Source organism: Akkermansia sp. JRP_AM1 (assembly GCF_049262625.1).
GTDB lineage: Bacteria > Verrucomicrobiota > Verrucomicrobiia > Verrucomicrobiales > Akkermansiaceae > Akkermansia > Akkermansia massiliensis.
Genome location: NZ_CP118234.1, coordinates 108255 through 132445, shown reverse-complemented (window position 1 = coordinate 132445; position 24191 = coordinate 108255). Strand labels below are relative to the sequence as shown.

Sequence of the window (24191 nt, the reverse complement as noted above, 5' to 3'; positions counted from 1 at the left end):
GCGTTTCCGCCGCTTCCCGGAGGATGATGCCTTTTTCCGGAAAAAAGAGGAAAGACCAGAGGTTGCTTGTGCGTATTTTTAGGTTGAAAGGATTTTGACGATTATATTAAATATGCTGCGACCATGAAGTTCTCCGCCTGTCTCCTGTCCGCCGCCTGCGGCGCGTTTTCCCTGCTTGCCGGGGCGTCCGCCCAGAGCAATACTTCCCACCCCGTTTCCGGAAAGAAGCCCAATATCATCGTTTTCCTGGTGGATGACATGGGCTGGCAGGATACGTCCCACCCGTTCTGGTCCGACGACCGGGGCAACCCGAAGAAGACGTTCCTGAACAAGCGCTACCGCACGCCCAACATGGAGAAGCTGGCCGCGCAGGGCATGACGTTTACGGATGCGTACGCCCATCCCCTCTGCACGCCTTCCCGCGTGAGCCTGATGTCCGGCATGAATCCGGCGCGGCACCGCGTGACCTGCTGGGTGAGGGAGCAGAACGGAACGACGGACCGCAACAACAAAAATCTCCAGCCGCCGGACTGGGCCCTCAACGGCCTCCAGCCGGTCGGGATTCCCGCCCGGGGGACGACGAAACGCCCCATTTCCGGGGAAGACATGCATTACAACATGACGCGCCCCTTCGTCACAGCGGCCACGCTGCCGGAGATGCTGAAGAAGTGCGGCTACGTCACCGTGCACTGCGGGAAGGCCCATTTCGGCACCCAGGGAACGCCGGGATCCAACCCGTTGAATATGGGGTTTGACTACAATATTGCGGGTACGGAGATCGGTCACCCGGCAGATTACCGCGGTTCCAAGCATTACGGAAAAGGGTTCAACCATGTGCGCGGGCTGGATGAGAATAATTATTACCAGGACGACGTATTTTTGACGGAGGCGCTGACTCTTGAGGCCCTCAAGCGGCTGGAAGCCATCAGGACCAATCCGAAGGAGGCCGGCAAGCCCTTTTACCTGTACATGGCCCAGTACGCCCTGCACGCCCCGCTGGATGAACGCGCCTACGACAAGAGGTTTGCGGATTCCTACAAGAATCCGGAGGACGGGCACAAGTGGTCTCCGGTGGAGAAGCATTATTCCGGGTTGATTGAGGGGATGGACAAGAGCCTGGGGGATATCATGAAGTACCTCAAGGAGCATGACATGGACAAGAACACGGTGCTGGTGTTCATGTCGGACAACGGCGGCCTGGCCATTTCCGGCAGGCTGGGCAATGAGGACGCCAATTATCCCCTTTCCTTCGGCAAGGGATCGTGCATGGAGGGCGGCATCCGGGAGCCCATGATCGTTTCCTGGCCCGGCGTGACGAAGGGCGGTTCCAGGTGCGCTGTTCCGGTGGTGATTGACGACTTTTTCCCGACCCTTCTGGATATAGCGGGATGCCGGAACGCCAAGGTTCCGCAGAAGCTGGACGGCCTGAGCCTGGTCCCGCTGCTCAAGGGAGGCCGGTTCCCTGCGGACCGTCCCCTGCTGTTCCACCAGCCCAACAACTGGGGGAAAACAATCGTCAGGCTCCTCAGTACGGCGCTTCCACCGCCCTGCGCCACGGGGACTGGAAGCTGATTTACCGTCACGGGAACCAGAGCTTTGAGCTGTACAATTTGAAGAAGGATATCGGTGAAAAGGAAAACCTGGCTGCCAGGGAACCGCGGAAGTTGAAGGAAATGGCCGGCCTGATGGGCAAGCTGCTCCGCGAGCGGAAGGCGCAGATGCCCACCTACAAGAAGGGTAATGAACTGGGCGCGCCGGAAGGAAGCTCCGTTCCGTGGCCCGACCAGGTGAAGAAGGGCGGGAATTGAGATTCCGCAGCAGTTTCCGGTTTCTTTTCCATCAGGGCCGGCAGATGTGCCTCTGGTGAAGGCGGGTGAATGGGAATGCCCTGCTTCCGGCAGGGCATTCAGCTTGTGACCGCCTTTGCCGGAAGGGCAGTTTCCCCATGAAACGGGCTGTTCACAGGCGCTTTTCTCCGCGCCGCGTTCCTGTTCTGAAAAGACTTGCGGTAAGAGCCGCCAATTTCTGCGGCTTCCGCATGAACAGGCGGACGGAGGGCGTACGCTGTTTTGATTAACGGACTTTTTTCAATATCCGTTCGCTGGCCCTCAGTTTCTTTTCATCTGCCGCAAAGGCTTGCGGCGCTCCATGCGGTCCGCGTGGAATCCTCCGGGCTTTTCAGGCAAGCCATTTTTCCGCAGGCTGTCCATGGAAAAACACGGGAAAACGGCGTATTCCCCGGGACGGCCATTCTGCCCCCATCCGGGCAGGGAGCCTCCCTGCCTTTCCTGCGGTAGCTTTTCCGATATTCAGCGGAGGAAGTTTCCCCTTCCCGGAAATACGGTCCCGCTTAAAAACGCATTTTTTCCATTCTCTTTTTTCAGGATGGGGAGAAGGTGAAAATAACGGCAAACTTGCTTTTGTTCCGGAGGAACGGGGATAAAAACGCTCCGCCGTACGTGCCGGCGGAGCGTGATGGAAATTAAGGCGATGGCATCCCCGGAAGGGGAGGCATCTTAAAAGTCGTCGGAAGCGGCGTCATCCGTCGCCGTGGCGTCGCCGCCTTCAGTCGCGTTATCCGCAGCGGGAGTTTCTTCCGTTCCGGTAGCGTCTTCCGCAGGAGTTTCCTCCGTCGTGCCGGGTTCGGCAGCCGGAGCTGCGGCAGGCTTGGCGGCGGGGGCGGCAGCCGGAGCGGTTTCCTTGGGAGGAACGACCACCTTCACGGCGGGGGGCGCCGGAACGGGCGTTTCCAGGCCGTCAGCCTTGCGTGTGCTGACGCGGAGGCCGTCCGCATAGGCCAGGTTTTTCAGGATGGCATAGCCCAGGGCGGGAGCGCGGTCCGTCGTGTTGACCAGCATCTTGAAGTGGTTGTTGACGGACATCTTGCGGGCGTCCCTGCCATTGCGGAAGGGAATGATGCCCACCAGGTTGCCGTCATTGTCAATGCAGATCGCCCAGTAGGAGCGGTCCACCTGGATGAAGTACTGCGGACGGATGTAGTCCATCGTTTTCCATTCGGCTCCCTTGATGTATTCCTCCATGGCGCGGCGCGCATTGGCCGGCATGCCGCCCCAGTCGGCGTAAACCCTGGTGGTCAGCGTTTCACGGCCGTTGTACCCGTGTACGGAAACGTGCTGGGCAGTAGCGAATTGACGGGCGTAGCTCTCGGGAGAGGTAGGTTGGCAGGAGCTGGTGAAGAGCGCTGCTCCGGCGGTCAGGATGCAGGCTGCTGCAGTGGTGAAGGGATGAATGTTAGTCATGGCAATCGCAATGGTTACGTTATAAAAGAGGAAAACACATCCCATTTCAAGGAAAAGAATGCAGGAAGTGCCGATTTGTGGCGTTTTTTGACGTTTCCGTTTGATGAGGGGAACCGCGCAGGCGCGGCGGAAGCCTTTCATGCGTGCCGCCTTGAGGGTATGATGGTAGATTACTCAAATTTTTCTCGCAAATCGTTCTGAATCGCTTAGGTTGTCGTTGCTTTATGTCCGCCTTCGTCATCAGCGAGTCTGCCCTGGAACGCAACGCCCTTATCCTGAGGGATGTGGCGGATGCCGCCGGGTGCCGTATCGTGCTGGCTCTGAAAGGTTTTTCCTGCTGGCCCTGCTTTGATGCCCTGTCCCCCTGGCTGGACGGCTGCTGCGCGTCCGGCCTGTGGGAGGCGCGGCTGGCCCGGCGCAGGTTCGGGAAGCATGTGCTGACCTATTCTCCCGGCTATGCTTCGGAAGAAATAGCGGAGCTGGCGGAGATTTCCGACCACCTTGATTTTAACAGCCTGACGCAGTGGAGCCGCTTCCGGGAGGAGGTGATGCGGCATCCCCGCTTTCTTTCCGGGGAACTGAAGTGCGGCTTGCGCGTCAATCCCCGGTTTTCCACCGGCCACACGCCCCTGTATGACCCCTGCGCGCCCGGCTCCCGCCTGGGCGTCACGCCGGACGTCATGCAGGGGGCGGATTTGGCCGGTATTTCCGGCCTTCATTTCCATACCCTGTGCGAACAGGGGGCGGATGACCTGGCGGCTACGCTGGGCGCGGTGGAACGGCACTTCGGCCACATCCTGTCCCGCCCGGAGATGACGTGGCTGAACATGGGCGGGGGCCATTGGATTACCAAGCCCGGCTATGACCGGAAGCTGCTGGCGGAGCTCGTCCGCCGCATTCGCGAGCGCTACGGGGTGGAGGTCTGGCTGGAGCCGGGAGAGGCCGCAGCCATTCATACCGGCGTGCTGCGGTGCAGGGTGCTGGATATTTTTTCCTCGGAAGGGGTGGAGCACGCCGTTCTGGATGTTTCCGCGTCCGCCCACATGCCGGATACGCTGGAAATGCCCTACCGCCCGGACGTATTCCAGATTGTCCGGGACGCCTCCCTCCGTTCCGCGCGGCAGCCCGCCGTGCAGATGGCCGGGGAGAGCTACGCGCTGGCGGGGAACGCCGGGGAGGGCTCCCATACGTACCGCCTGGGCGCGCCCACCTGTTTGGCGGGAGACCGGATAGGGGATTATTCCTTTGCGGAGCCCCTGGCGGCGGGCGACGAACTTGTGTTTGACGATATGGCGCATTATACGATGGTGAAGACCACGTTTTTCAACGGCGTGCGCCACCCGGACATCGCCGTCCAGAGGAAGGACGGCTCCGTGGAGACGGTGCGCCGCTTTACTTATGAAGATTTTGAAGCCCGCCTGGGCTAGAACATTTGACCAGACAGATTGACATGGCAGCAGCTAAAGAAGGCATCAAGCAGAAAGTCCGGGGTTGGAGTCATCATGATTCCGCAGATTTGTACGGCATTGACGACTGGGGGAACGGTTATTTCCGGATCAACAAGAAAGGGGAGGTGACCGTACGCCTGAACGACGAGGACGGCGGGAAGAAGGATATCAGCCTGTGCGACCTGCTGGAAGGCCTGAAGGAGCGCGGCACCACCGTTCCCGTGCTGTTCCGTTTCCGGGACCTGCTGCGCAGCCGCATTGCGGAGCTGAACGACAGCTTCCGGAAGGCGATCAAGGAAGCGGATTACCAGGGCAAGTACCAGGGTGTCTACCCCATCAAGGTGAACCAGCAGCGGCAGGTGGTGGAGGAGATCGCGGAGTTCGGCACCAAGTATGATTACGGTCTGGAGGCCGGTTCCAAGCCGGAGCTGATTGCCGCCATGGCCCACATGCACAATCCGAATGCCTACCTGATTTGCAACGGGTACAAGGATGACGAGTTCATTGACCTGGCGCTGACGGCCCAGAAGATGGGGCTGAATATTTTCATTGTGCTGGAAATGCCTTCCGAGCTGGACGTGATTCTGGAACGCGCCCGGAGGATGGACATCCGCCCCAATCTGGGCGTGCGTATCAAGCTGGCGGCCAAGGGGTCCGGCCTGTGGCAGGAGTCCGCGGGGGACAAGTCCGTGTTCGGCCTGAACGCGGCCCAGGTGGTGGACGTGGTGGATAAGCTGAAGCAGGTGGATGCGCTGGATTGCCTGAAGCTGCTCCATTACCACCAGGGTTCCCAGATTCCGAATATTTCCGTGGTGCGCGAGGGGCTGACGGAGGCCGCCCGCATTTACGTGGACCTGGTGAAGGAGGGAGCGCCGCTGGGCACGCTGGACATGGGCGGCGGCCTGGCCGTGGATTACGACGGGTCCAAGACGAATTTCCATTCCTCCTGCAACTATTCCATTGCGGAGTTCGCCCGTGACGTGGTGGAGGTGGTGGGGGATATGTGCACCAAGTACGAGGTGCCCCATCCCACGCTGGTGACGGAGTCCGGGCGTGCCGTGGTGGCCTATTATTCCGTGCTGGTGTTCAACGTGCTGGACGTGACGAGCGCGCCGGGCGAGGAACCGCCGCCCGAGCTGCCGGAGGATGCGCCGGAGCTGTTGAAGGCTTTTGCGGATACGGACCGGACCCTGGCCAGGAAGAACATGCAGGAGTGCTACAATGACGCCTGCTATTACCGGGACCAGCTGCGCGCCCAGTTTTTTTACGGGAACGCCACCCTGCGCCAGCGCGGGCTGGGAGAGGCCTATTACTGGCACATCCTGAGCCGCATTTCCCGCATGCTGGCGGAGATGGAAACCATTCCGGAAGACCTCCGGGAGCTTTCCTGCTCCATGGTGGACTTTTATTACGGCAATTTCTCCCTGTTCCAGTCCCTGCCGGATTCCTGGGCCATCCGCCAGCTTTTCCCCGTGATGCCTCTGCACCGTTTGAACGAACGGCCCACGAACAAGGCCGTGCTGGCGGACATTACCTGTGACTGCGACGGGAAGATAGACCATTTCATCGACCGTGAGGACGTGGCTACCGCTCTCCCCCTCCATGCCATCAAGCCCGGAGAGGACGATTATTACATAGGCGTGTTCCTGGTGGGGGCCTATCAGGAGACCCTGGGAGACCTGCACAACCTGCTGGGGGATACGAACGTGGTGGGCGTGCACCTGGAAGGCGGCCGCCCCGTTTACACCCATGAAGTGGAGGGCGATACGGTGGCTGACGTCCTTTCCTACGTGGAGTATGACCCCAAGGAGCTGATCAACAAGTTCCGCACGTTTGCGGAACAGGCCGTAGCCGACGGGAAAATATCGCCGTCAGAACGCCGGAGGGCTCTGGAAGTGTTCCGTTCCGGCCTGAACGGATATACCTATTACGAGCTGTAGGAAACGGCCTTTTTTCCATGCCCCGGCAGGGAAAAGGGCCTTCCGTTCCAAAGCGTTTTTCTCTTTGCCCATCAGGCCGCCGGCGGTTCTTCCGGCGGTTCCGTCTCCGCAATGACCTTGGCCGGCGTCAGCCCCCAGAAGCGCGTGGCCGTTTGCGGGGAAATGCCTTTCATGTTCAGGTACCGCGTGCGGAGCAGGGAGGAGGAGCGGTGGCCCATTTCCATTTGCAGCAGGTTGTAGTCCTTGAAGTGCTTGGCGTGATAGCTGGCATAGGTATGCCGCAGGCAGTCAGGCACCCATGATTTCTTTCTTCCGCCCCAGCCGGCTTTTTTGCGGATTTTGCGCCACTTGATCGTCCAGCCCTTCGGGCAGATGGGCGTGCCGGGTCCGGGCTTGCTTTTGTCACGGCAGAATTTGAGCCATTTGGCAAGCACGGGCAGGATGGTGACGTGTCTGGCGCCTCCGGTCTTGGTATGCTTGGAGTTCAGGATCACGCAGCCGTCGCGGATGGCGATGTTTTCCCAGAGCAGGCGTTCCACTTCCTGCGGACGGATGCCCGCAAAGATCATCAGGGCCGCTCCAGCCACGCAGCTTCCGTCAAATTCATCCATGCACGCCTTGAGAAGCTGGGTCACTTCTTTCAGCGTCAGGGCGGGAATTTCCTGCTCCCGCAGGAAGGGCGTATCCACGCGGAGGATGGGGTTTTCATCACACCATCCGCGCTTGACGGAGAAGGAGAAGATGCCGCTCAGGATGAGCCTCGCCTTGTGCCTCTGACGGGACGTGGTGAAGGTGTTCATCAGGATGCTCTGGCATTCCTCCACGCTCAGGTTCCGGAGGGGCGTGTGCTCCAGTTCCGGGTTGCTCTTCTTGAGCTTGTGGATGATGCTCCTGATGTCCGTCAGCGTCCGGGGACGGCGATGGCTTTTGGAACGCAGGCATTCCACGGCCGCCGTACCGAAGCTGACGGTATGGTGTTTGTTCTTGATGGCGTTCAGTCCCAGGGAGACGACTTCCCTGCACCGGGTGATGGTGCAGATTTCATCTCCCAGGGCCTCCTTGATTTCCAATACCAGCCTTGCAGCCTGGATCAGGGTGACTGATTCCCCTTCCAGAAGCGCGGCTCCAACGTATTTCAACTTATTTGTATTCGGTGCTTTTCTCATACTCATTCCTCGTGTTTGTACAAACACGGTTTTAATGAAAAAGGCCATCCTTATAGTAAAGAAAACTTATGCTTTCCATCGGAAAACGCGTAACCGTAAAGGATATGTTGTTACTTATGTTTTCTTTGATCCGATCGGAAAATCAAAGTTTCTGGTAGTGCAGGAACCGAAAATGTTAGAAAGCATGGTTATGTTCATGAATGTCAAATTGAACACTATCCATTTGACGCCAATAAATTCTTGTTAGAAGAAGGGGAGAACTCCCCCGCAGGATGAAAGTATTTTACATGCCTGAACGTATGAGATAAATTATTCCGCTGTACCATGAACATCAGAATTCACTCTTTCAACGTATCGTGTGCCGGGCTGTGCTGCGCCCTGGGCTCCTTTCTGGCGGCTGATGCCCGTGAGGTCCATTCCCTGAACGGCTCCTGGGATTACAGCTTCAACGGAGGCTCTTCCGGGAAGGTGGCGGTTCCCCATACCTGGAATGCGGAGGATGCCGCGGACGGCGTGAAGGGGCAGCGCGGAGACGCCAAGTCCGTCAACAGCGACGCCTACCGGCGCGGCTCCGCCGTTTATTCCCGCACTCTTCCGGTGGCCCCCAGGCCGGGCAAGAGGTATTTCATCCGCGGCGGAGGCGCCAGCATCGTTTCCGAGGTTTCCGTCAACGGGAAGCCTGCCGGCAGGCATGAGGGGGCGTTTACCGCTTTCTGTTATGAAATCACTCCCCTCCTGAAACAAGGCGCCAACACGGTTTCCGTTCTGGTGGACAATACGCAGCGGGAACATATAGCGCCCCAGCGCGGGGATTTTTCCATGTTCGGCGGCCTGTACCGGCCCATTGAGCTGATTGAAACGGACGGCGTGTGCATTGACCCCCTCTTTTACGCCTCCCCCGGCGTCTTCATTACGACGAAGTCCCTGGATAAGTCCAAAGCGGAGGTGGAAGTGAAGACCCTGCTGAACTCGGACGGGAAGGCGCGGGACGTGGATGTAGCCGTGGAAATCCTGGACATGAAGGGCAGGAAGGTGGCCGGAAAGACGGTGAAAGCCGCCGGGGAAAAGAAGAACCTGGAGGTTCCCGTAACGCTGGCGATCGCCAAGCCCGTGCTCTGGAACGGAGTCAGGAATCCCTACCTCTACCAGGTGAAGACTTCCATCAGGACGGCGGACGGCCAGACGGACGAAATAGTGCAGCCTCTGGGCCTCCGGACCGTTTCCGTCGATCCCGGGAAGGGCTTTGTCCTGAACGGGAAGCCCATGCAGGTCAAGGGCGTCAGCCGCCACCAGGACATGAAGGGGAAGGGCTGGGCGCTTTCTCCGGAAGATGAGGCGCGGGACATCCGGCTGATTGCAGACATGGGAGCGGACGGCTTGAGAACGGGCCACTATCCCGCCTCCAGTAATGTTTACGACCTGTGCGACAAGACGGGGCTGGTCGTCTGGTCCGAGGTGCCCAACGTCAACCTGGTGCGTGATACGCCGGAGTTCCGGGAGAACAACCGCCTCCAGGCCCGGGAAATGATTTACCAGCACTGGAACCACCCCTCCATTTGCATGTGGGGCATTTTCAATGAAATCGGCCACCAGCCGGAGGCTTCCTCCAAAGGGGTGGACATGGAGGCTGAATTGACGGAACTGAACAAGTTCGTGAAGGAGACGGACCCCTCCCGCATGACAGTGGCGGCCAGCAACCAGGCGGGCCGCAAGAAGCTGAACAATATTCCGGACCACATCGCGTTCAATACGTATCCCGGCTGGTACGGGGGCGGCCCGGAAACCATGAAGGGGAACCTGAACGGCTACATCCGCGATTACGGCGGCAAAATGGGAATCGCCGTCAGCGAATACGGCCATGGCGCCAGCACGGGCATGCATGAGAATCCGGCCAAAAGGCCGTCCCCCACGGGGTTCTGGCATCCGGAGGAATGGCAGTCCCAGGCGCATGAGATCAATTACAAGTGCATCAGGGAGAGGCCGGAGGTGTGGGGCTCCTTTGTCTGGAACATGTTTGACTTCGGTTCCGCCTCCCGCTTTGAGGGGGAAAGCCCCGGCATCAATGACAAGGGGCTGGTGACCTATGACCGCAAGACGCCCAAGGACGCCTATTTCTTCTACAAGGCCAACTGGAGTCCCCAGCCGACTGTGTACATTACGTCCCGCAGGTTTGCGGAGCGCACGGAAAAGACGGTGCCCGTGAAGGTTTACAGCAATGCCCCTGCGGTGAAGCTGGCCGTCAACGGGAAGGCCGTGGGAAGCGTCAAGCCGGATGAATTGAAGCGCGCCGTCTGGCCTGAAGTGACTCTCAAGCCCGGTGTCAACACCATCACGGCCACGGCCTCCGTGGGCGGGAAAACGTACACGGATTCCTGCAAATGGACCTTGAAGCCTTCCGGGGGGAGGAAGGAAAGAAGGATTCCGAGCGCTATCAGGACCCTTCCATCAACAAGTACAAGTAAGCAATCCAGCACCTGACCCGAGATGAAGACGGTACGAGCATTCCTGTTTTCCGTGATGTGCCTGGCTCCGGCGCTTCCCCTGCTGGGGGAAGCCCCGGACTGGGAGAATGAAGAGGTGACGGGAATCAACAAGGAGGCTCCCCGCGCCTCCGTTCTCCCGGCGGGAGACAAGACGCTGAGCCTGAACGGTGACTGGAAGTTCAAGTTTTCCATGACGCCGGACGGGAGGCCTGCCGATTTCTTCAAGCCTTCCTATTCCGTTTCCGGATGGGATACGGTCAAGGTGCCTTCCAACTGGCAGCTTGCGGGCTATGGAACGGCCATTTACACGAACGTCCCGTATCCCTTCAAGCCGAATCCCCCCAAGGTGATGGGAGAGCCGCCCAGGAACTGGCCGGCATACAAGGAGCGCAATTCCGTGGGCTCCTACCGACGGGATTTCAATCTCCCCGCCTCCTGGAAGGGGGAGCAGGTAATGATCCGGTTTGACGGGGTGGAGTCCGCCTTTTACGTGTGGGTGAATGGCCGGAAAGTCGGCTATTCCGAGGATTCCTATACGGGCGGCGAGTTCGACCTGACTCCCTATGTGAAGCCGGGCAGGAACACGATTGCCGTGGAGGTGTACCGCTGGAGCGACGGCTCCTATCTGGAGGACCAGGATTTCCTGCGCCTTTCCGGCATTTTCCGGGACGTGACCCTGTTCGCCCAGCCGCAGGTGCACGTGCGCGACCTGTTCCTGAAGGCGGGGCTGGACAGGAAGGATTACACGACCGGGGTGCTGGACGGAACGTTCACCATCCGCAATTCCGGCAAGAAGGATATTCCCGCCGGAATGAAGCTGGATTATTCCATTGAAGGGATTTCCACCAATTTAAATTGGGAGGGCGCGAGCGGCTCCGGCCGCGTGCAGACGGACAACAGGGGCAGGCTGGATTCCGGCACGCTGGAAGTTCCCGCCATTCCCGCCGGAGGCGAGGTTCAGGTGGCTCTGGACAGGAAGTTTCCCGGCGTGAAGCCGTGGACGGCGGAAACGCCCAACCTGTACAAGGTGACCTATTCCCTGAACGGGAAGGACCCCCGGTCCGTCAATATCGGCTTCCGTTCCGTGGAAATCGCCGATAACGGCGCGGTGCTGGTCAACGGAAAGGCCGTCAAGTTCAAGGGCGTCAACCGTCATGAAGCGCATCCGGACTACGGGCGCGCCATCCCGCGGGAGGTGATGGAAAAGGACGTGCAGATCATCAAGGCGCACAACATCAACACCGTCCGCTGCTCCCACTATCCCAACCATCCCTATTTCTACGAACTGTGCGACCGCTACGGCCTGTACGTGATGGATGAAGCCAACTGCGAGGCCCACGGCATCCGCAACAGCGGCATGGATATTTCCCGGAAGCCTTCATGGAAGAAGGCGCATGTGGAACGCAACATGAGCATGGTGCACCGTTCCAAGAACCATCCCTCCATCGTGTTCTGGTCCCTGGGCAACGAGTCCGGCAACGGGCCGAATTTTGAAGCGGCCTCGGAAGCCATCAGGGCCTATGACGATACGCGCCCCCTCCATTACTGCGAATTCCCGCACGGCCATAAGGCCGTGGACATGGATTCCGCCATGTATCCGCCCGTGGACCGGGTGGAAAACTGGGGGAGGCAGAAGACTTCCCGCCCCTTCTTCGTGTGCGAATACGCCCATTCCATGGGGAATGCCCTGGGCAATTTCAAGGAGTACATGGAAGCCTTTGAGTCCTCCCCTCGCATGGTGGGCGGGGCCATCTGGGATTTTGTGGACCAGTCCCTCCGCGCCAACCCTGCCGGGAACGGCATTTACAAGCCCGCTCCCTTCAAGGGCGTGACGCAGGCCTACGGCGGCATGTTCGGGGACAGGCCCAACCAGGCCAATTTCTGCGACAACGGCATCATTCTGGGCAACCGGAACACCACGGCCAAGACGAAGGAAGTAAAGAAGGTGTACCAGTACATGGCCTTTGACCGCAAGGACGGTTCCCTGACCGTTCGCAACAAGTATTTCCACAAGCCGTTGAAGGGCTATACGCTTTACCTGGTGTCCCTCGCGCCCGGCGGCAAGCATGCCGTGGAGCGCATGGCTCTGCCGGAGACGGCCCCCGGCAAGTCCGTGACGGTGAAACTGCCTTCCGCCGCCATGCAGACGGGCTCCCTGATGGTTCTGGCGGACGCCCGGTTCAAGCTGCCGGAAGACGTGAAGGAGCTTTCCGCCAAACAACTGGAGCATGTGGCGGACGAGTGCGAAGCTTACGAGTGGTTCCCGGCGGCCGTGGAGAAGGAGGCTTCCGTGAAGGCTCCGGCGGCGCTGCCCGCCGTCTCCGTGCGCCAGGGCGATCCCGTGGTGGTGCAGGGGAAGGGCTTTTCCGCCTCCTTCAAGGACGGCATGCTTTCCGCCCTCCGGTACGGCAGCCAGGACCTGATTCTGCCCGGCTATCCGGTGGCGCTCCAGGCGTACCGTTCCCCGGTGGACAACGACGCCTGGATCAGGAGCAAGGTTGAGGGGAAGATGAAGATGCAGACCATGAAGGCGGAGTATTCCGATGTGAAGGCCGCCGTCATTTCTCCCGGCGTGGCCCGCATTACGGCGCAATTCCGGACGAAAGGCTCCGGCCTTTCCTTCTCCGGGGAGGTTGCCTGGACGGTGTTCGGCAACGGCGTCATCAATGCCTCCGTCAGAATGTATCCCTCCGCCAAGGGGGAAGAGCTCCTGCGGCTGGGCGTCACCTTCGGGATGCCTGCCGCCTATGACCAGGTGGAATACCTGGGGCTGGGGCCGTGGGACAATTACCGGGACCGCCGCACGAGCTGCTGGAAGGACGTGTTCCGCACTTCCGTGGACGACATGTTTTTTGCCTATTCCCGCCCCCAGGACATGGGCAACCGCATGGAGACGGACTGGGTGGCCCTGTCCAGACCCAAGGCGGCTCCGGCGCTGTGGGTAGGCTCCGCCTCTCCCAGGGCCCCGCTGGAAGTGTCCATCCTGCGTTATACGCCGAAGGAGCTCAACAACGCCAAAAGCCTGGACAGGCTGCCGGAGAAGGACAAGGTGGTCGTGAATCTGGACGCCTTCCAGATGGGGCTGGGCGGTTCCTCCTGCGGGCCGCGCCCCCTGGCGAAGTACCAGACGCTGAGCGAAGCCACCCCCCTGGGCTTTGTGCTGGCCCCCACGTCCGCCCTGCTGAACCTGGCGCGCGCGGGACTGGGCGTGCCCCATTCCCCCGTGATTGAACGGGACGGGGACGGCATGGTCAGCCTGGTTTCCTCCACGCCCGGAGCGGAGATGAAGTATTCCGTCAACAAGGGACCGGAAAAAACGTACCGGAAACCCTTCAAGCTTCCCGAAGGGGAAGTGAGGGCCTGGGCTGCCGCCGGAAAATCCGGCAAGGTGCCTCCCACGTCTCCCGGCGAGCGGAAATTCCCCCTCGTCAAGGGGCAGGGCGAATGGAAGATCCTGAGCGCTTCCTCGGAAGAGCCGGATACCGGCTTCGCCCACTTCGCCATTGACGGGAATCCGGATACCTGCTGGCACACGTCCTATACGAACGGCCTGCCGGGCTTCCCCCACTCCATTGCCGTGGACATGGGAACCAGAATGAAGTTCACCGGATTCATCTACACGCCCAGAATGGACAAGGACAAGGGCCTCATCAGCCAGTACACGTTCTCCGTTTCCGATGACGGGCAGAACTGGAAGGAAGTGAAAAAAGGCCAGTTCACCTACCATTACATCCGGAAGGATCCCGCCGTTCAGCGCATCGACTTCGGCAAGCCTGTGGAGGCCCGCTATTTCAAGCTGGACGCCCGCTCCCCGGTGAAGGGCGGCGAGCAGAGCGCCACTGTGGCGGAGTTGAATATCATTACCCAGTAGCGGACCGGCGCAAGCGCCGCTTTCCTGAAGGAAGGCTTTTTCCAGCCGTGCAGCCCGGAAGGGGTGCACGGCTTTGCCGTTGCGGGGCTACAAGGCGCGGGAATGTTTTTTGATTGAAAGAAAGAATGCCGCGGTCTGGTAGTATGCTCATGCGCAAGATGATTGCTTACATGCTGGGCGCCGCCGTTCTGTGCCTCTCCGCAGCCGGAGCGGAAACGCCCGTTTCCGTCGCTGGGGAAGCTCCGGCCCCCTGCAAGAGGATGGTCTGGAACCGCGGCTGGGAGTTCCGGCTGGAAGACGAGCCCGGAAAGAGCGGCTGGCAGACGGCGCATCTGCCCCATACGTTCAGCCTGCCCTATTTCATGTCCGATTCCTTTTACACGGGGCGCGGCTCCTACCGCAAGAAGCTCGTGATGCCGGAGGAATGGGTGGGGCAGAAGGTTTTTCTGGATTGCGGCGCAGCCTTCCAGGTGGCGGAGGTGACGGTGAACGGAAAGGCCGCAGGAACGCATGAAGGAGGGTATACGGCGTTCCGGACGGATCTGACGCCTTTCCTGAAGCCCGGAGAGAATTGGGTGGAGGTGCGCGTGGACAACCGCTGGAGTCCCCGCATCGCCCCGCGGGCGGGAGAGCATACCTTTTCCGGCGGCCTGTACCGGAACGTGCATCTGAACGTGTGTTCTCCCGTGCATCTTCCCGCGCACGGCGTCTGGGTGCAGACGCCGGAAGTGACTCCTTCCTGCGGGAAGGTCCGCATCCTGACGGAGGTGAAGAATGATTCCCCGGAAATGAAGAAGTTTTCCGTGCGCCACACGGTGCGCGAGGAGAAGGGCGACCGTGTGGTTCTGCGCGGGGAGAAGCCCGTGGAGCTGGGCGCGGGAAAGGAAGCCCGTGTTCAGACGGACCTGCCCCCGCTGGCCGCTCCCAGGCTGTGGAGTCCGTCAGCCCCCAACATGTACCGCGTGACGACGGAGCTGGTGGGCGAAGGGGGAAAAGTGCTGGACCGGGCGGAGAATCCCCTGGGCTTCCGCACCCTGGAGCTGACGGCGGACCGGGGCATGCTGATTAACGGGAAGCCCGTTTACCTGCAAGGAGCCAACGTGCACCAGGACCACGCAGGATGGGGGGATGCCGTGACGGACGCCGGAGCGCGCCGTGACGTGCTGCTGATGAAGAACGCCGGGTTCAATTTCATCCGCGGCTCCCATTACCCCCATTCCCCGGCTTTTCTGGACGCCTGCGACCGGGAGGGGATGTGCATGCTGAATGAAGGCATTTTCTGGGGCATGGGCGGTTTCAAGGAGCACGACAGGTACTGGAATTGCGACGCCTACCCCACGGACGAGAAGGACCGCGCCGCGTTTGAGGAGAGCTGCATGCGCCAGGTGAGGGAGATGGTGCTGCAATTCCGGAACCACCCTTCCATCGTCATCTGGAGCATCAGCAACGAACCGTTTTTTACCCGGCATACGCCGGAGGCCAGGGCCCTGTGCGGCAAGCTCATTGCCCTGGTGAAGGAGCTGGACCCGACGCGCCCCGTGTGCGCGGGAGGTGGCCAGCGCGGAAAATTCGACCAGCTGGGGGACATGGCCGCCTTTAACGGGGACGGCTCCCACGTGAAGACGCCCGGCAGGCCCAGCATGGTGACGGAGTACGGTTCCGTGAGCTGCAAGAGGCCGGGGGCGTATGCGCCGGGCTGGGGGGATATGAAGAAGGACAAGGAGGCGGGAGTGCGCTATCCCTGGCGCGTGGGGGAGGCGGTCTGGTGCGGTTTTGACCACGGCAGCATCTGGCCCTCCGGCGGCCGCATGGGCATTGTGGATTATTTCCGCATTCCCAAGCGGGCCTGGTACTGGTATAGGAATGAGTTCAGGAACATTCCCCCGCCGGAATGGCCCGTGAAGGGAACTCCGGCGCAGGTGAAGCTGTCCGCGGACAAGAAGGCCATCAGCCCGGCTGACGGCACGGACGACGTGCACGTGACCGTGAAGGTGGCGGATGCCTCCGGCAGGCAGGTAGCCAATGCCGTTCCGGTAACGCTCACGGTGGAGTCCGGCCCCGGGGAGTTTCCCACCGGCAAGAGCATCACGTTCACGCCCGGGACGGACATTGACCTCATTGACGGCTGCGCGGCTATTGAGTTCCGGTCTTATTACGCCGGGAAAACGGTCATCAAGGCGTCTTCCCCGGGATTGAAGGGGGACAGCATCCAGATTGTTTCCCGGAACGCCCCGGCGTACGTGGCGGGCAGGAGCGCGGAAACCCGGGAGAGGCCCTACAAGCGTTTTACCGCGCAGGAGAGGGACGCCCAGGTGGCGCGGTACGGGCAGTCCGGAACCGGAGCCGGAGAGAAGGCGAACCTGGCGGTTTTGAGGCCTTGTTCCGCTTCCTCCAATCTTCAGGACGCGATGAAGGCGTCCGATGGCGACGGCGCTTCCGCATGGGTGCCGTCCGCAGAAGACAGGGAGCCATGGTGGAGGCTGGACATGGAGTTTGAGTTCAGCCTGGACCGCGTGGAGGCGAAAGCCGCCGGAATATGGAAAGGGCAGCCTCCCGTGGTGCAGGTCAGCAAAGACGGCAAAACCTGGAAGGATGTGAAAACCGTTCTTCTGAAGGACGGGGCCGGATTGACCGCCGCGTGTTCCGGGGAGGCGAAGGCCAGGTATGTCCGCATCCGGCTGTCGCCGGGGCAGGGGATTGCGGAAGTGGCCGTGTGGCCGGCGGATGCCTCATGAGGGGGCCTGTTCCTCCGGAGCGGGGGGCTTTTTCCGGCTCCTCCGCGTGCCGGAGCTTCCGGAATCCTCCTCTGCCCGCTGGCGGCGCAGTTTGTCCCAGTATGCCAGCCGCTTGTTGATTTCCCGTTCAAAGCCCCGTTCCGGCGGCTTGTAGAACTGGCGGCGGGGCATTTTGTCCGGAAAGTAGTTCTGCCCGGAAAAGGCGTCCGGCGCGTCGTGGTCGTACGCGTAATTTTTTCCGTAGCCCAGCTCCTTCATCAATTTGGTGGGAGCGTTCAGGATGTGCGCCGGAGGCATCAGGGAGCCGTATTCCCTGGCCGCCTTCCGGGCCGCTCCCCAGGCGGTGTAGGCGCTGTTGGATTTGGGGGCGCAGCCCAGGTAGATGACCAGTTCCGCGATCGCCAGCTCTCCTTCCGGAGAGCCCAGGCGTTCATAGGTGTCCCATGCGGCAATGGCCATTTGCAGCGCGGCGGGGTCCGCCAGGCTGATGTCCTCCATGGCGAAGCGGGTGAGGCGGCGCAGCAGGTAGAGCGGGTCTTCCCCGCCCTGGAGCATGCGTGCGGCCCAGTACAGGGCGGCGTCCGTATCAGAGCCGCGCAGGGACTTGTGCAGGGCGCTGATGAGGTTGTAGTGGCCCTCCCGGTCCTTGTCGTAAACCGGGGCGCGCTGCTGGACGATTTTCAGCAGGGCCGGCGTGTCCAGCGTCTCGTCAGGCTTGCAGAGGTCAAAGACGCTTTCCATCAGGTTGATGAGGTAGCGGCCGTCTCCGCCCGCCAGTTCAATGAGGGTGGCGCGCGCTTCCGGGGCGAGCGGCAGCTTGCGCTGGAGAAGGGATTCCGCCCGCTCAATGATGCTTTCCAGCGCCGGAGCGTCCAGGGAATGCATGACGAAGACCTTGCAGCGGGAGAGAAGGGCGCTGTTCAGTTCAAAGGAGGGGTTTTCCGTGGTGGCGCCCACGAGCGTGACGGTTCCGTTTTCCACGTATGGCAGGAAGCCGTCCTGCTGGGCGCGGTTGAACCGGTGGATTTCATCCACGAAGAGGAGGGTTCCCTGGCCGTATTCCCGCCGTTTGGCGGCCTCGTCAAAGGCTTTCCTCAGATCCGCCATGCCCGAGAAGACGGCGGAGAGCGCGACGAAGTGCATGGACGTGCGCGTAGCCAGGATGCGCGCCAGCGTGGTTTTTCCGCAGCCGGGCGGCCCCCACAGGACGAAGCTGGTCAGCTTGCCGGAATCCGCCATGAGCCGGATGGGCCCTCCCTCCCCCAGCAGGTGGTCCTGGCCCACGATTTCCTCCAGGGCGGCCGGTCTCAGGCGGTCCGCCAGGGGCCGGTCCGCGAAGGCGGCAAACAGGCCCGGCGTGTCGTCTTTTTTCATGCTCATCATCATACGCCGCGGGAAAAAGGAAGGCAAGGGGCGCATCATGGCATTTCAGGCGGAGCGGACGGGCTGGCGTGTCATGGAGCGGGTGTTTTCCGGACTCTTTTAACGGGATTAAGGAAAAGGCGGGAAGAAAAGGAAAGACTCCCGGGAGAAGTGGTGTATACTGAATACGATGTTCCGCTATGTTTCCCCTGTATTCCTTTTCCTGCTCTCCGGAGTGTGCTGCATGCCCGTGAACGCGCAGGACCAGATCATTCCCCGGCCCGTATCCGTCAAGGTTGCGGACGGGAACGCGGCAAAGCCCGTGAAGCTGGATGGAGGCACGCGCATCGTGTGCCGGGAGAAGGACGCCGGGTTCCAGCGGCAGGCCCGGCTGCTGCAGCAGTTTTTATCACGCGGAACAGGACTGTCCCTGGCAGGGGCGGGGGGCGCAGAAACTATCCGCATTGAGAAGGATGCTTCCCTGAAACAGTACGGACCGGAGGCTTACCGGCTGGAGGCGGCGCCTGGAAATATCGTGATCAAGGCCGCTGCTCCAAAAGGGGTGTACTACGCCGGGCAGAGCCTGGCGCAGATGCTGCCTGCCGCGTTTTTTGACGGTGGAGCGGACAAGGGCGCCGTAAGCTGGACCGTGGCGGAGAAGCCTTTTTCCATGCTGGATTACCCGCGGTTTGCGTGGCGCGCCTTCATGCTGGATGAAGCGAGGCATTTTTTTGGAGAGGAGGAGGTGAAGAGGCTGATTGACCAGATGGGGCTTCTGAAAATGAATATCCTGCACTGGCATTTGTCCGACGATGCCGGATGGCGCGTCCAGATTAAAAAGTATCCCAAGCTGACCTCCATCGGCAGCAAGCGGAGAGACACGGAGATAGAGACGTGGGGGAGCGGCAAGTATGCGGGCAGGCCCCATGAAGGTTTTTATACGCAGGAGCAGATCAGGCGTATTGTGAGCTACGCGGCCGACCGGAACATAACGATTGTGCCGGAGATAGATATTCCGGGGCATTCCGCCGCCGCTACGTTTTCCTATCCGGAATTGAAGTTGTCCGCCAAGCCCGTGACGGAGATTCCCGTGAGCTTCAATGACGGAACTGCCTTTGATCCCACCAACGAGCGGACCTATCAGTTTCTGGGAGATGTCATGACGGAACTGGTCGCCCTGTTTCCCGGCGGCATCATCCACATCGGCGGGGACGAGGTGCGCTATAAGAAGTACTGGGCCGACGTACCCCACATTGAGCAGTTCATGAAGAAGAAGGGGATCAAGACATTCCCTGATCTTCAGATCATGTTTACGAACCGGATTTCCGGCATGCTGGCAAAGAAGGGAGTACGGATGATCGGATGGAATGAAATTCTGGGGTCCGACGTGCACAATGACGGCGGCCAGGGGGCCGCTCTGGGCAAGCTGGACGGTAAGGCCATTATTCATTTCTGGTGCGGGGCCGACAAAATAGCCGCCAAGGCGATCCGGGAAGGCCACCAGGTGGTCAATTCCACTTCCCGCATGACTTATATGAATAAGGATTACGGCCAGCTTCCCCTGTCCAAATCCTATTCCTTTGAACCCGTTTTTGCGGGGTTGAAGCCGAAAGAGCAGAAGAATGTCATCGGTCTTGGCTGCCAGGTCTGGACGGAGTGGATTGCGGATGTGGAAAAGCTGCACCGCCGCGTTTTTCCCCGCATAGCCGCTTATGCGGAGACGGGCTGGAGCCGGAAGGAGGACAAGGATTTTAAGGATTTCCAGAGGCGTCTGCCGGGGTATGAGAAGATTCTGGATGTCCTGAACATCAAGCACGGGGAAGGGAAGTAATCCAAATCACCCCGCAGCGGTCCACGCCCCGTTGCGCAGCGGCGTTTCTTCCGGCAGGGGCGTGTTGGGATTTTCCTTTCCGGCGGGGCTGTGCCCGGGCGATTGTTTTATGTCGTTCCGAGTGTTCGCGAAGGCGAGGGCGTGATCTCCGGAGATGCGGGCGCCTTGCATGAGGCGATGACTGTCTTTTTCCGAAGAGGCCATTTTCGCTTTCAGCTCCGGTCGGTGGGGGATGGAGCGTTTTTTCAGGAGGCCAGCCATTTTTAACGGTTGGTCACACTTTGGCATAGTGTCAACAAAAACGGGGAAACCGGCCTCCAACCAACCATGGGCCAGCAGTTTCAAAACCTGCCAATGCCCGCTTTTAGCAATTAAATATAGATTAATAAGGAGAATAAGACGATGTCCCTGATATCCTCGCATTATCATCAGCTGTATACGCCGGAAGACGCTGCCGTAGTTTTCATTGACCACCAGCCCCAAATGACCTTTGGCGTAGCCAACATCAACCGTGCCGATCTGATCAATAACGTCACCCTGCTGGCGAAGGCCGCCAAGCTGTTCCAGGTGCCCACCGTGATTACGGCCGTGGAAACGGAGGGCTTTTCCGGCTATGTCTGGCCCCAGCTCCTGGATATTTTTCCAGGCCAGCATGTCATTGAACGCACGTCCATGAATTCCTGGGATTCCGACGAGTTCCGGAAGGCCATCAAGGCGACGGGCCGCAAGAATATCCTCCTTACCGGGCTCTGGACGGAAGTGTGCGTCACGTGGCCGGCTATTGAGATGATCGGCGACGGTTATAACATTTACGTGGTGGAGGACTGCTGCGGCGCCACCTCCAAGGACGCCCAGAAAGCGGCCCTTTCCCGCATCGTCCAGGCGGGCGGCACGCGGCTGACGACCATCGGCGCCCTTCTGGAGTTCCAGCGCGACTGGAAGAACAAGGAACATTACGACGCCCTGATGAATCTGCTCAAGCAGCAGGGCGGCGCTTACGGCGTGGGCGTGGAGTACGCCTACACGATGGTTCACCATGCTCCCCAGTCCGCCCTGTCCCCGCAGGTGGTGAAGCATGACGCCTGATTGCCCGCAGAGTTTTTCCGGCGCTCCCTCCGTTAACACGGGGGTGCGCGCCGGAAGAAAAACCTGAACATTCATCAGGCATGAACGCCATCAATCCTTCAGAGGAAGTGACCGTTGTGGTGCGCCGGCATATTCTGCCGGGGCATGAAGGCCAGTTTGAGCACGCCATGCGGGATTTCGTCAATTTTGTGCTGAGCTGCCCCGGGCATGTGGGCATCAGCGTCCTGCGGCCCTCCGACGGAAACGGGGAGTATGTGGTGGTGGACCGTTTCGCGAGCGCCGCCGCCAGAAAAGCCCTGGTTTCCTCCCGGAGTACGAACGCTGGATGAAGCTGCTGGGAGCCCATACGGAAGGGGAGGCCCATATCCAGGAGATGAACGGCCTGGACGCCTGGTTGAACCAGCCGGGCACCCCGATGATGACGCCGCCGCGCTACAAGACGGCGGCGGCTACTTATCTGGGCGTGTGCCTGGTCATCTTTCTTCTGAACATTACCGTGGGAGGGCCCATCCGCGCCCTTTTGCCCGCATGGCTCTCCTTTTTCCTGTTCAACGCCTGTGTGGTGGCGCTGCTGACCTGGGTATTCATGCCGCTGATCAGCAGCATTCTGTCTCCCTGGCTTTTCAGGGCGCAGGCCGGAACCATTCCGGGAACAACCCCGAACCATGATGAAAACAATGAAAAACAATGATAAGGTTTACGCCGATTTGATGATCTCAAACGGCAACATAGCAACGCTGGATGAACGCGGAACGATGGCCCGCGCCGTCGCCGTCAAGGATGGAAAGATACTGGCCGTGGGGTCCGACGAGGACGTTGCCCAGTACAAGGGGCCGGATACCCAGGTGATCGACGCCGGGAAAAGGACCGTCATTCCCGGCCTGAACGATTCCCACTTGCACGTGATCCGCGGCGGCCTGAATTACAATATGGAACTGCGCTGGGACGGCGTGCCCTCCCTGGCGGACGCCATGCGCATGCTCAAGGAGCAGGCCCGCAGAACGCCGCCGGGACAGTGGGTGCGCGTGGTGGGCGGCTGGAGCGAGTTCCAGTTTGCCGAACGCCGGATGCCTACGCTGGAGGAGATTAATGAGGCGGCGCCGGATACGCCCGTTTTTGTGCTTCACCTGTACTGCCGCGCCATGCTCAACAAGGCCGCCCTGCGCGCCTGCGGGTATACGAAGGATACGCCCAACCCTCCGGGCGGGGAAATCCAGCACGACAGCGAGGGCAATCCCACCGGCCTGCTGATTGCGCGGCCAAATGCCACCATTCTTTACGCCACGCTGGCCAAGGGGCCCAAACTGCCCCTGGAACACCAGATCAATTCCACCCGGCATTTCATGAAAGAACTTAACCGCCTGGGCCTGACCAGCATCATTGACGCAGGAGGCGGCTATCAGAATTACCCGGAGGACTACCAGGTGATTGAAGAGCTGCACAAGCGCGGGGAAATGACCGTGCGGATTGCCTACAATCTGTTTACCCAAAGGCCCAAGGAAGAGAAGGAGGACTTTGCCAAATGGATCAGGATGACCAGGCCGGGAGAGGGGGACGATTATTACCGCTGCAACGGAGCGGGTGAAATGCTCGTCTTTTCCGCCGCGGACTTTGAGGACTTTCTGGAGCCGCGTCCGGACCTCCCCGGAGACATGGAATCCGAACTCAAGGGGGTGGTCAGCCTGCTGGCCGCCAACAAATGGCCTTTCCGGCTGCACGCCACGTACAATGAGAGCATCTCCCGCTTTCTGGACGTGTATGAAGAAGTGAACCGGGAGATTCCCTTTGACGGCCTGCACTGGTTCTTCGACCACTGCGAGACCATTGACGAGAAGAATCTGGAACGCGTCAAGGCGCTGGGCGGAGGCATTGCCGTGCAGTGCCGCATGGCCTACCAGGGGGAATATTTCATGGACCGCTACGGCAAGGAGGCGGCGGAACATACGCCGCCCGTGCGCAGAATGCTGGAAATGGGCATTCCCGTAGGGGCCGGAACGGATGCCACGCGCGTGGCGAGCTACAATCCATGGGTTTCCCTGTACTGGCTGACCACCGGGAAGACCGTGGGCGGAGAACCGATGTACCGGGAGGAAGACTGCCTTTCCCGTGAGGAAGCCCTCCGGCTTTATACGCAGGGGAGCACCTGGTTTTCCTCCGAGACGGGCAAAAAAGGAGCGATTGTTCCCGGTCAACTGGCGGACATGGTCGTGCTGAGCGAAGATTATTTCTCCGTTCCGGAAGAGGAGATCAAGGGAATAGAATCCGTGCTGACCGTCATGGACGGCAAAATCGTTTATGCCGCGGGACCGTTCAAGGATTTGGACCCGGCGCCCATTCCGGTGCTGCCCGAGTGGTCCCCCATTGCCGTGTTCGGCGGATACGGCGCTCCCCTGGACCCGAAGAAGGCGGCCAGGGCCGGCGTGCCTTTCCAGCAGGAGCACCGGCATTCCTCACACTGCCATGAACACGGCTGCATGCATTCCGCGTTCATGCTGATGGAGGGCGCGGCGAATGCGTCGCGGCCCAGGTATTCCGATTTCTGGGGCTCCGGGTGTGGTTGCTTCGCATTCTGACGGTAAATGATGCGAAGCTTCCTGCGCCCCGTCTCCCTGGTGGGACGGGGCGCTTTTTCCTTTCCCGGAAGGGGTAGGGAATAAGGCTGCGGTTTTTCCTGCCGGAGTTACAGCACTTCCCGGTACAGGGAAATTTCAATGGCTTCCTCCGTCATGTCGCTCAGGAGTGGGATGATGCGCTGGAAGTGCTCGGAATCCGCATGAACGTCCACGGCTGCCTGGTCCTTCCACTCTTCAATGAATGTCAGGATATTAGGGTCATCAATGTCCTCATACAGGTGGTAGGAAACGTTGCCGGCTTCCGCACGGCTGTTTTCCACCAGTTCCCGGGCGGTGGCGATGAATTCTTCCCTGGCTCCTGCTTTGACGATGCTTTTGGCTGTAATCTTAATCATGGCTATGGCTGTTTTGGCCGTATCCAGAGTAAGGGAGCGGG

General features: G+C 60.3%; 17 protein-coding genes. 12 read left to right on the top strand and 5 right to left on the bottom strand.

Annotated elements, in window-relative coordinates; genetic code table 11:
- Positions 1 to 123 precede the first annotated feature (123 nt).
- On the top strand, positions 124 to 1572 hold the full coding sequence (locus PVA48_RS00570; RefSeq protein WP_423232068.1) for a sulfatase: 1449 nt from the start codon (positions 124 to 126) through the stop codon (positions 1570 to 1572).
- A gap of 38 nt (positions 1573 to 1610) precedes the next feature.
- Complete coding sequence (locus tag PVA48_RS00565; RefSeq protein WP_423232067.1) at positions 1611 to 1808, top strand: hypothetical protein; 198 nt, start codon at positions 1611 to 1613, stop codon at positions 1806 to 1808.
- 708 nt (positions 1809 to 2516) lie between these two features.
- Here PVA48_RS00565 and PVA48_RS00560 read toward each other — a convergent pair.
- A complete protein-coding gene (locus PVA48_RS00560; protein ID WP_146017735.1) occupies positions 2517 to 3260 on the bottom strand; it encodes a hypothetical protein in 744 nt (247 codons plus the stop codon).
- Between the two features lie 224 nt (positions 3261 to 3484).
- Here PVA48_RS00560 and nspC point away from each other — a divergent pair, with 224 nt between their 5' ends.
- Together nspC and speA are read left to right on the top strand one after the other, a co-directional pair.
- Entirely contained in the window at positions 3485 to 4687 is a 1203-nt protein-coding gene (gene nspC / locus PVA48_RS00555; RefSeq protein ID WP_102728299.1) for a carboxynorspermidine decarboxylase, read from the top strand.
- Positions 4688 to 4710: 23 nt separating this feature from the next.
- Positions 4711 to 6648 (top strand): biosynthetic arginine decarboxylase, encoded by a 1938-nt coding sequence (speA, locus tag PVA48_RS00550; protein WP_022396718.1) that lies wholly within the window; start codon positions 4711 to 4713, stop codon positions 6646 to 6648.
- Positions 6649 to 6719: 71 nt separating this feature from the next.
- On the opposite strand, the gene PVA48_RS00545 is transcribed toward speA, so the two are convergent.
- Entirely contained in the window at positions 6720 to 7787 is a 1068-nt protein-coding gene (locus PVA48_RS00545) for a tyrosine-type recombinase/integrase (RefSeq protein WP_180970937.1), read from the bottom strand.
- A 351-nt stretch (positions 7788 to 8138) separates the two neighbouring features.
- Here PVA48_RS00545 and PVA48_RS00540 point away from each other — a divergent pair, with 351 nt between their 5' ends.
- The 3 genes from PVA48_RS00540 (at position 8139) to PVA48_RS00530 (ending at position 16903) form a co-directional block, all read left to right on the top strand.
- Complete coding sequence (locus tag PVA48_RS00540) at positions 8139 to 10292, top strand: glycoside hydrolase family 2 protein (RefSeq protein ID WP_423232066.1); 2154 nt, start codon at positions 8139 to 8141, stop codon at positions 10290 to 10292.
- 6 nt (positions 10293 to 10298) lie between these two features.
- On the top strand, positions 10299 to 14168 hold the full coding sequence (locus PVA48_RS00535) for a glycoside hydrolase family 2 TIM barrel-domain containing protein (RefSeq protein WP_102728301.1): 3870 nt from the start codon (positions 10299 to 10301) through the stop codon (positions 14166 to 14168).
- Between the two features lie 149 nt (positions 14169 to 14317).
- Entirely contained in the window at positions 14318 to 16903 is a 2586-nt protein-coding gene (locus PVA48_RS00530) for a glycoside hydrolase family 2 protein (RefSeq protein WP_180975169.1), read from the top strand.
- Here PVA48_RS00530 and PVA48_RS00525 read toward each other — a convergent pair.
- Positions 16898 to 18283, bottom strand: coding sequence for a replication-associated recombination protein A (locus PVA48_RS00525; RefSeq protein ID WP_343207013.1), 1386 nt, complete (start codon positions 18281 to 18283; stop codon positions 16898 to 16900). The genes PVA48_RS00530 and PVA48_RS00525 overlap by 6 nt on opposite strands.
- 172 nt (positions 18284 to 18455) lie before the next feature.
- On the opposite strand from PVA48_RS00525, the gene PVA48_RS00520 reads away from it, so the two are divergent.
- Positions 18456 to 20096 (top strand): beta-N-acetylhexosaminidase, encoded by a 1641-nt coding sequence (locus tag PVA48_RS00520; RefSeq protein WP_102728304.1) that lies wholly within the window; start codon positions 18456 to 18458, stop codon positions 20094 to 20096.
- Positions 20097 to 20102: 6 nt separating this feature from the next.
- Here PVA48_RS00520 and PVA48_RS00515 read toward each other — a convergent pair whose 3' ends face one another.
- A complete protein-coding gene (locus tag PVA48_RS00515; protein ID WP_146021110.1) occupies positions 20103 to 20441 on the bottom strand; it encodes a hypothetical protein in 339 nt (112 codons plus the stop codon).
- Positions 20442 to 20498: 57 nt separating this feature from the next.
- Here PVA48_RS00515 and PVA48_RS00510 point away from each other — a divergent pair, with 57 nt between their 5' ends.
- The 4 genes from PVA48_RS00510 to PVA48_RS00495 all read left to right on the top strand — a co-directional run bounded on the left by PVA48_RS00510 (position 20499) and on the right by PVA48_RS00495 (position 23755).
- Complete coding sequence (locus tag PVA48_RS00510; RefSeq protein ID WP_102714102.1) at positions 20499 to 21182, top strand: hydrolase; 684 nt, start codon at positions 20499 to 20501, stop codon at positions 21180 to 21182.
- An 80-nt stretch (positions 21183 to 21262) separates the two neighbouring features.
- Positions 21263 to 21511 (top strand): antibiotic biosynthesis monooxygenase, encoded by a 249-nt coding sequence (locus PVA48_RS00505; RefSeq protein ID WP_423232065.1) that lies wholly within the window; start codon positions 21263 to 21265, stop codon positions 21509 to 21511.
- Entirely contained in the window at positions 21508 to 21873 is a 366-nt protein-coding gene (locus PVA48_RS00500; RefSeq protein ID WP_423232064.1) for a hypothetical protein, read from the top strand. The genes PVA48_RS00505 and PVA48_RS00500 overlap by 4 nt, the downstream gene beginning before the upstream one ends.
- Positions 21860 to 23755: an amidohydrolase gene (locus tag PVA48_RS00495; protein ID WP_102721824.1), complete on the top strand. Its 1896-nt coding sequence runs from the start codon at positions 21860 to 21862 to the stop codon at positions 23753 to 23755. Before PVA48_RS00500 ends, PVA48_RS00495 begins: the two co-directional genes overlap by 14 nt.
- A gap of 107 nt (positions 23756 to 23862) precedes the next feature.
- Here the strand turns inward: PVA48_RS00495 and PVA48_RS00490 are convergent, their stop codons facing one another.
- Complete coding sequence (locus tag PVA48_RS00490) at positions 23863 to 24150, bottom strand: putative quinol monooxygenase (protein WP_022396729.1); 288 nt, start codon at positions 24148 to 24150, stop codon at positions 23863 to 23865.
- Between the last annotated feature and the right edge of the window lie 41 nt (positions 24151 to 24191).

Coding starts and splice junctions, on each gene's coding strand:
- PVA48_RS00540 (WP_423232066.1), top strand. CDS start 8,139: ATGAACATCAGAATTCACTCTTTCAACGTATCGTGTGCCGGGCTGTGC.
- PVA48_RS00530 (WP_180975169.1), top strand. CDS start 14,318: ATGCGCAAGATGATTGCTTACATGCTGGGCGCCGCCGTTCTGTGCCTC.
- speA (WP_022396718.1), top strand. CDS start 4,711: ATGGCAGCAGCTAAAGAAGGCATCAAGCAGAAAGTCCGGGGTTGGAGT.
- PVA48_RS00510 (WP_102714102.1), top strand. CDS start 20,499: ATGTCCCTGATATCCTCGCATTATCATCAGCTGTATACGCCGGAAGAC.
- PVA48_RS00570 (WP_423232068.1), top strand. CDS start 124: ATGAAGTTCTCCGCCTGTCTCCTGTCCGCCGCCTGCGGCGCGTTTTCC.
- PVA48_RS00535 (WP_102728301.1), top strand. CDS start 10,299: ATGAAGACGGTACGAGCATTCCTGTTTTCCGTGATGTGCCTGGCTCCG.
- PVA48_RS00505 (WP_423232065.1), top strand. CDS start 21,263: ATGAACGCCATCAATCCTTCAGAGGAAGTGACCGTTGTGGTGCGCCGG.
- PVA48_RS00495 (WP_102721824.1), top strand. CDS start 21,860: ATGAAAAACAATGATAAGGTTTACGCCGATTTGATGATCTCAAACGGC.
- PVA48_RS00560 (WP_146017735.1), bottom strand. CDS start 3,260: ATGACTAACATTCATCCCTTCACCACTGCAGCAGCCTGCATCCTGACC.
- PVA48_RS00525 (WP_343207013.1), bottom strand. CDS start 18,283: ATGAGCATGAAAAAAGACGACACGCCGGGCCTGTTTGCCGCCTTCGCG.
- PVA48_RS00500 (WP_423232064.1), top strand. CDS start 21,508: ATGAAGCTGCTGGGAGCCCATACGGAAGGGGAGGCCCATATCCAGGAG.
- PVA48_RS00490 (WP_022396729.1), bottom strand. CDS start 24,150: ATGATTAAGATTACAGCCAAAAGCATCGTCAAAGCAGGAGCCAGGGAA.
- nspC (WP_102728299.1), top strand. CDS start 3,485: ATGTCCGCCTTCGTCATCAGCGAGTCTGCCCTGGAACGCAACGCCCTT.
- PVA48_RS00520 (WP_102728304.1), top strand. CDS start 18,456: ATGTTCCGCTATGTTTCCCCTGTATTCCTTTTCCTGCTCTCCGGAGTG.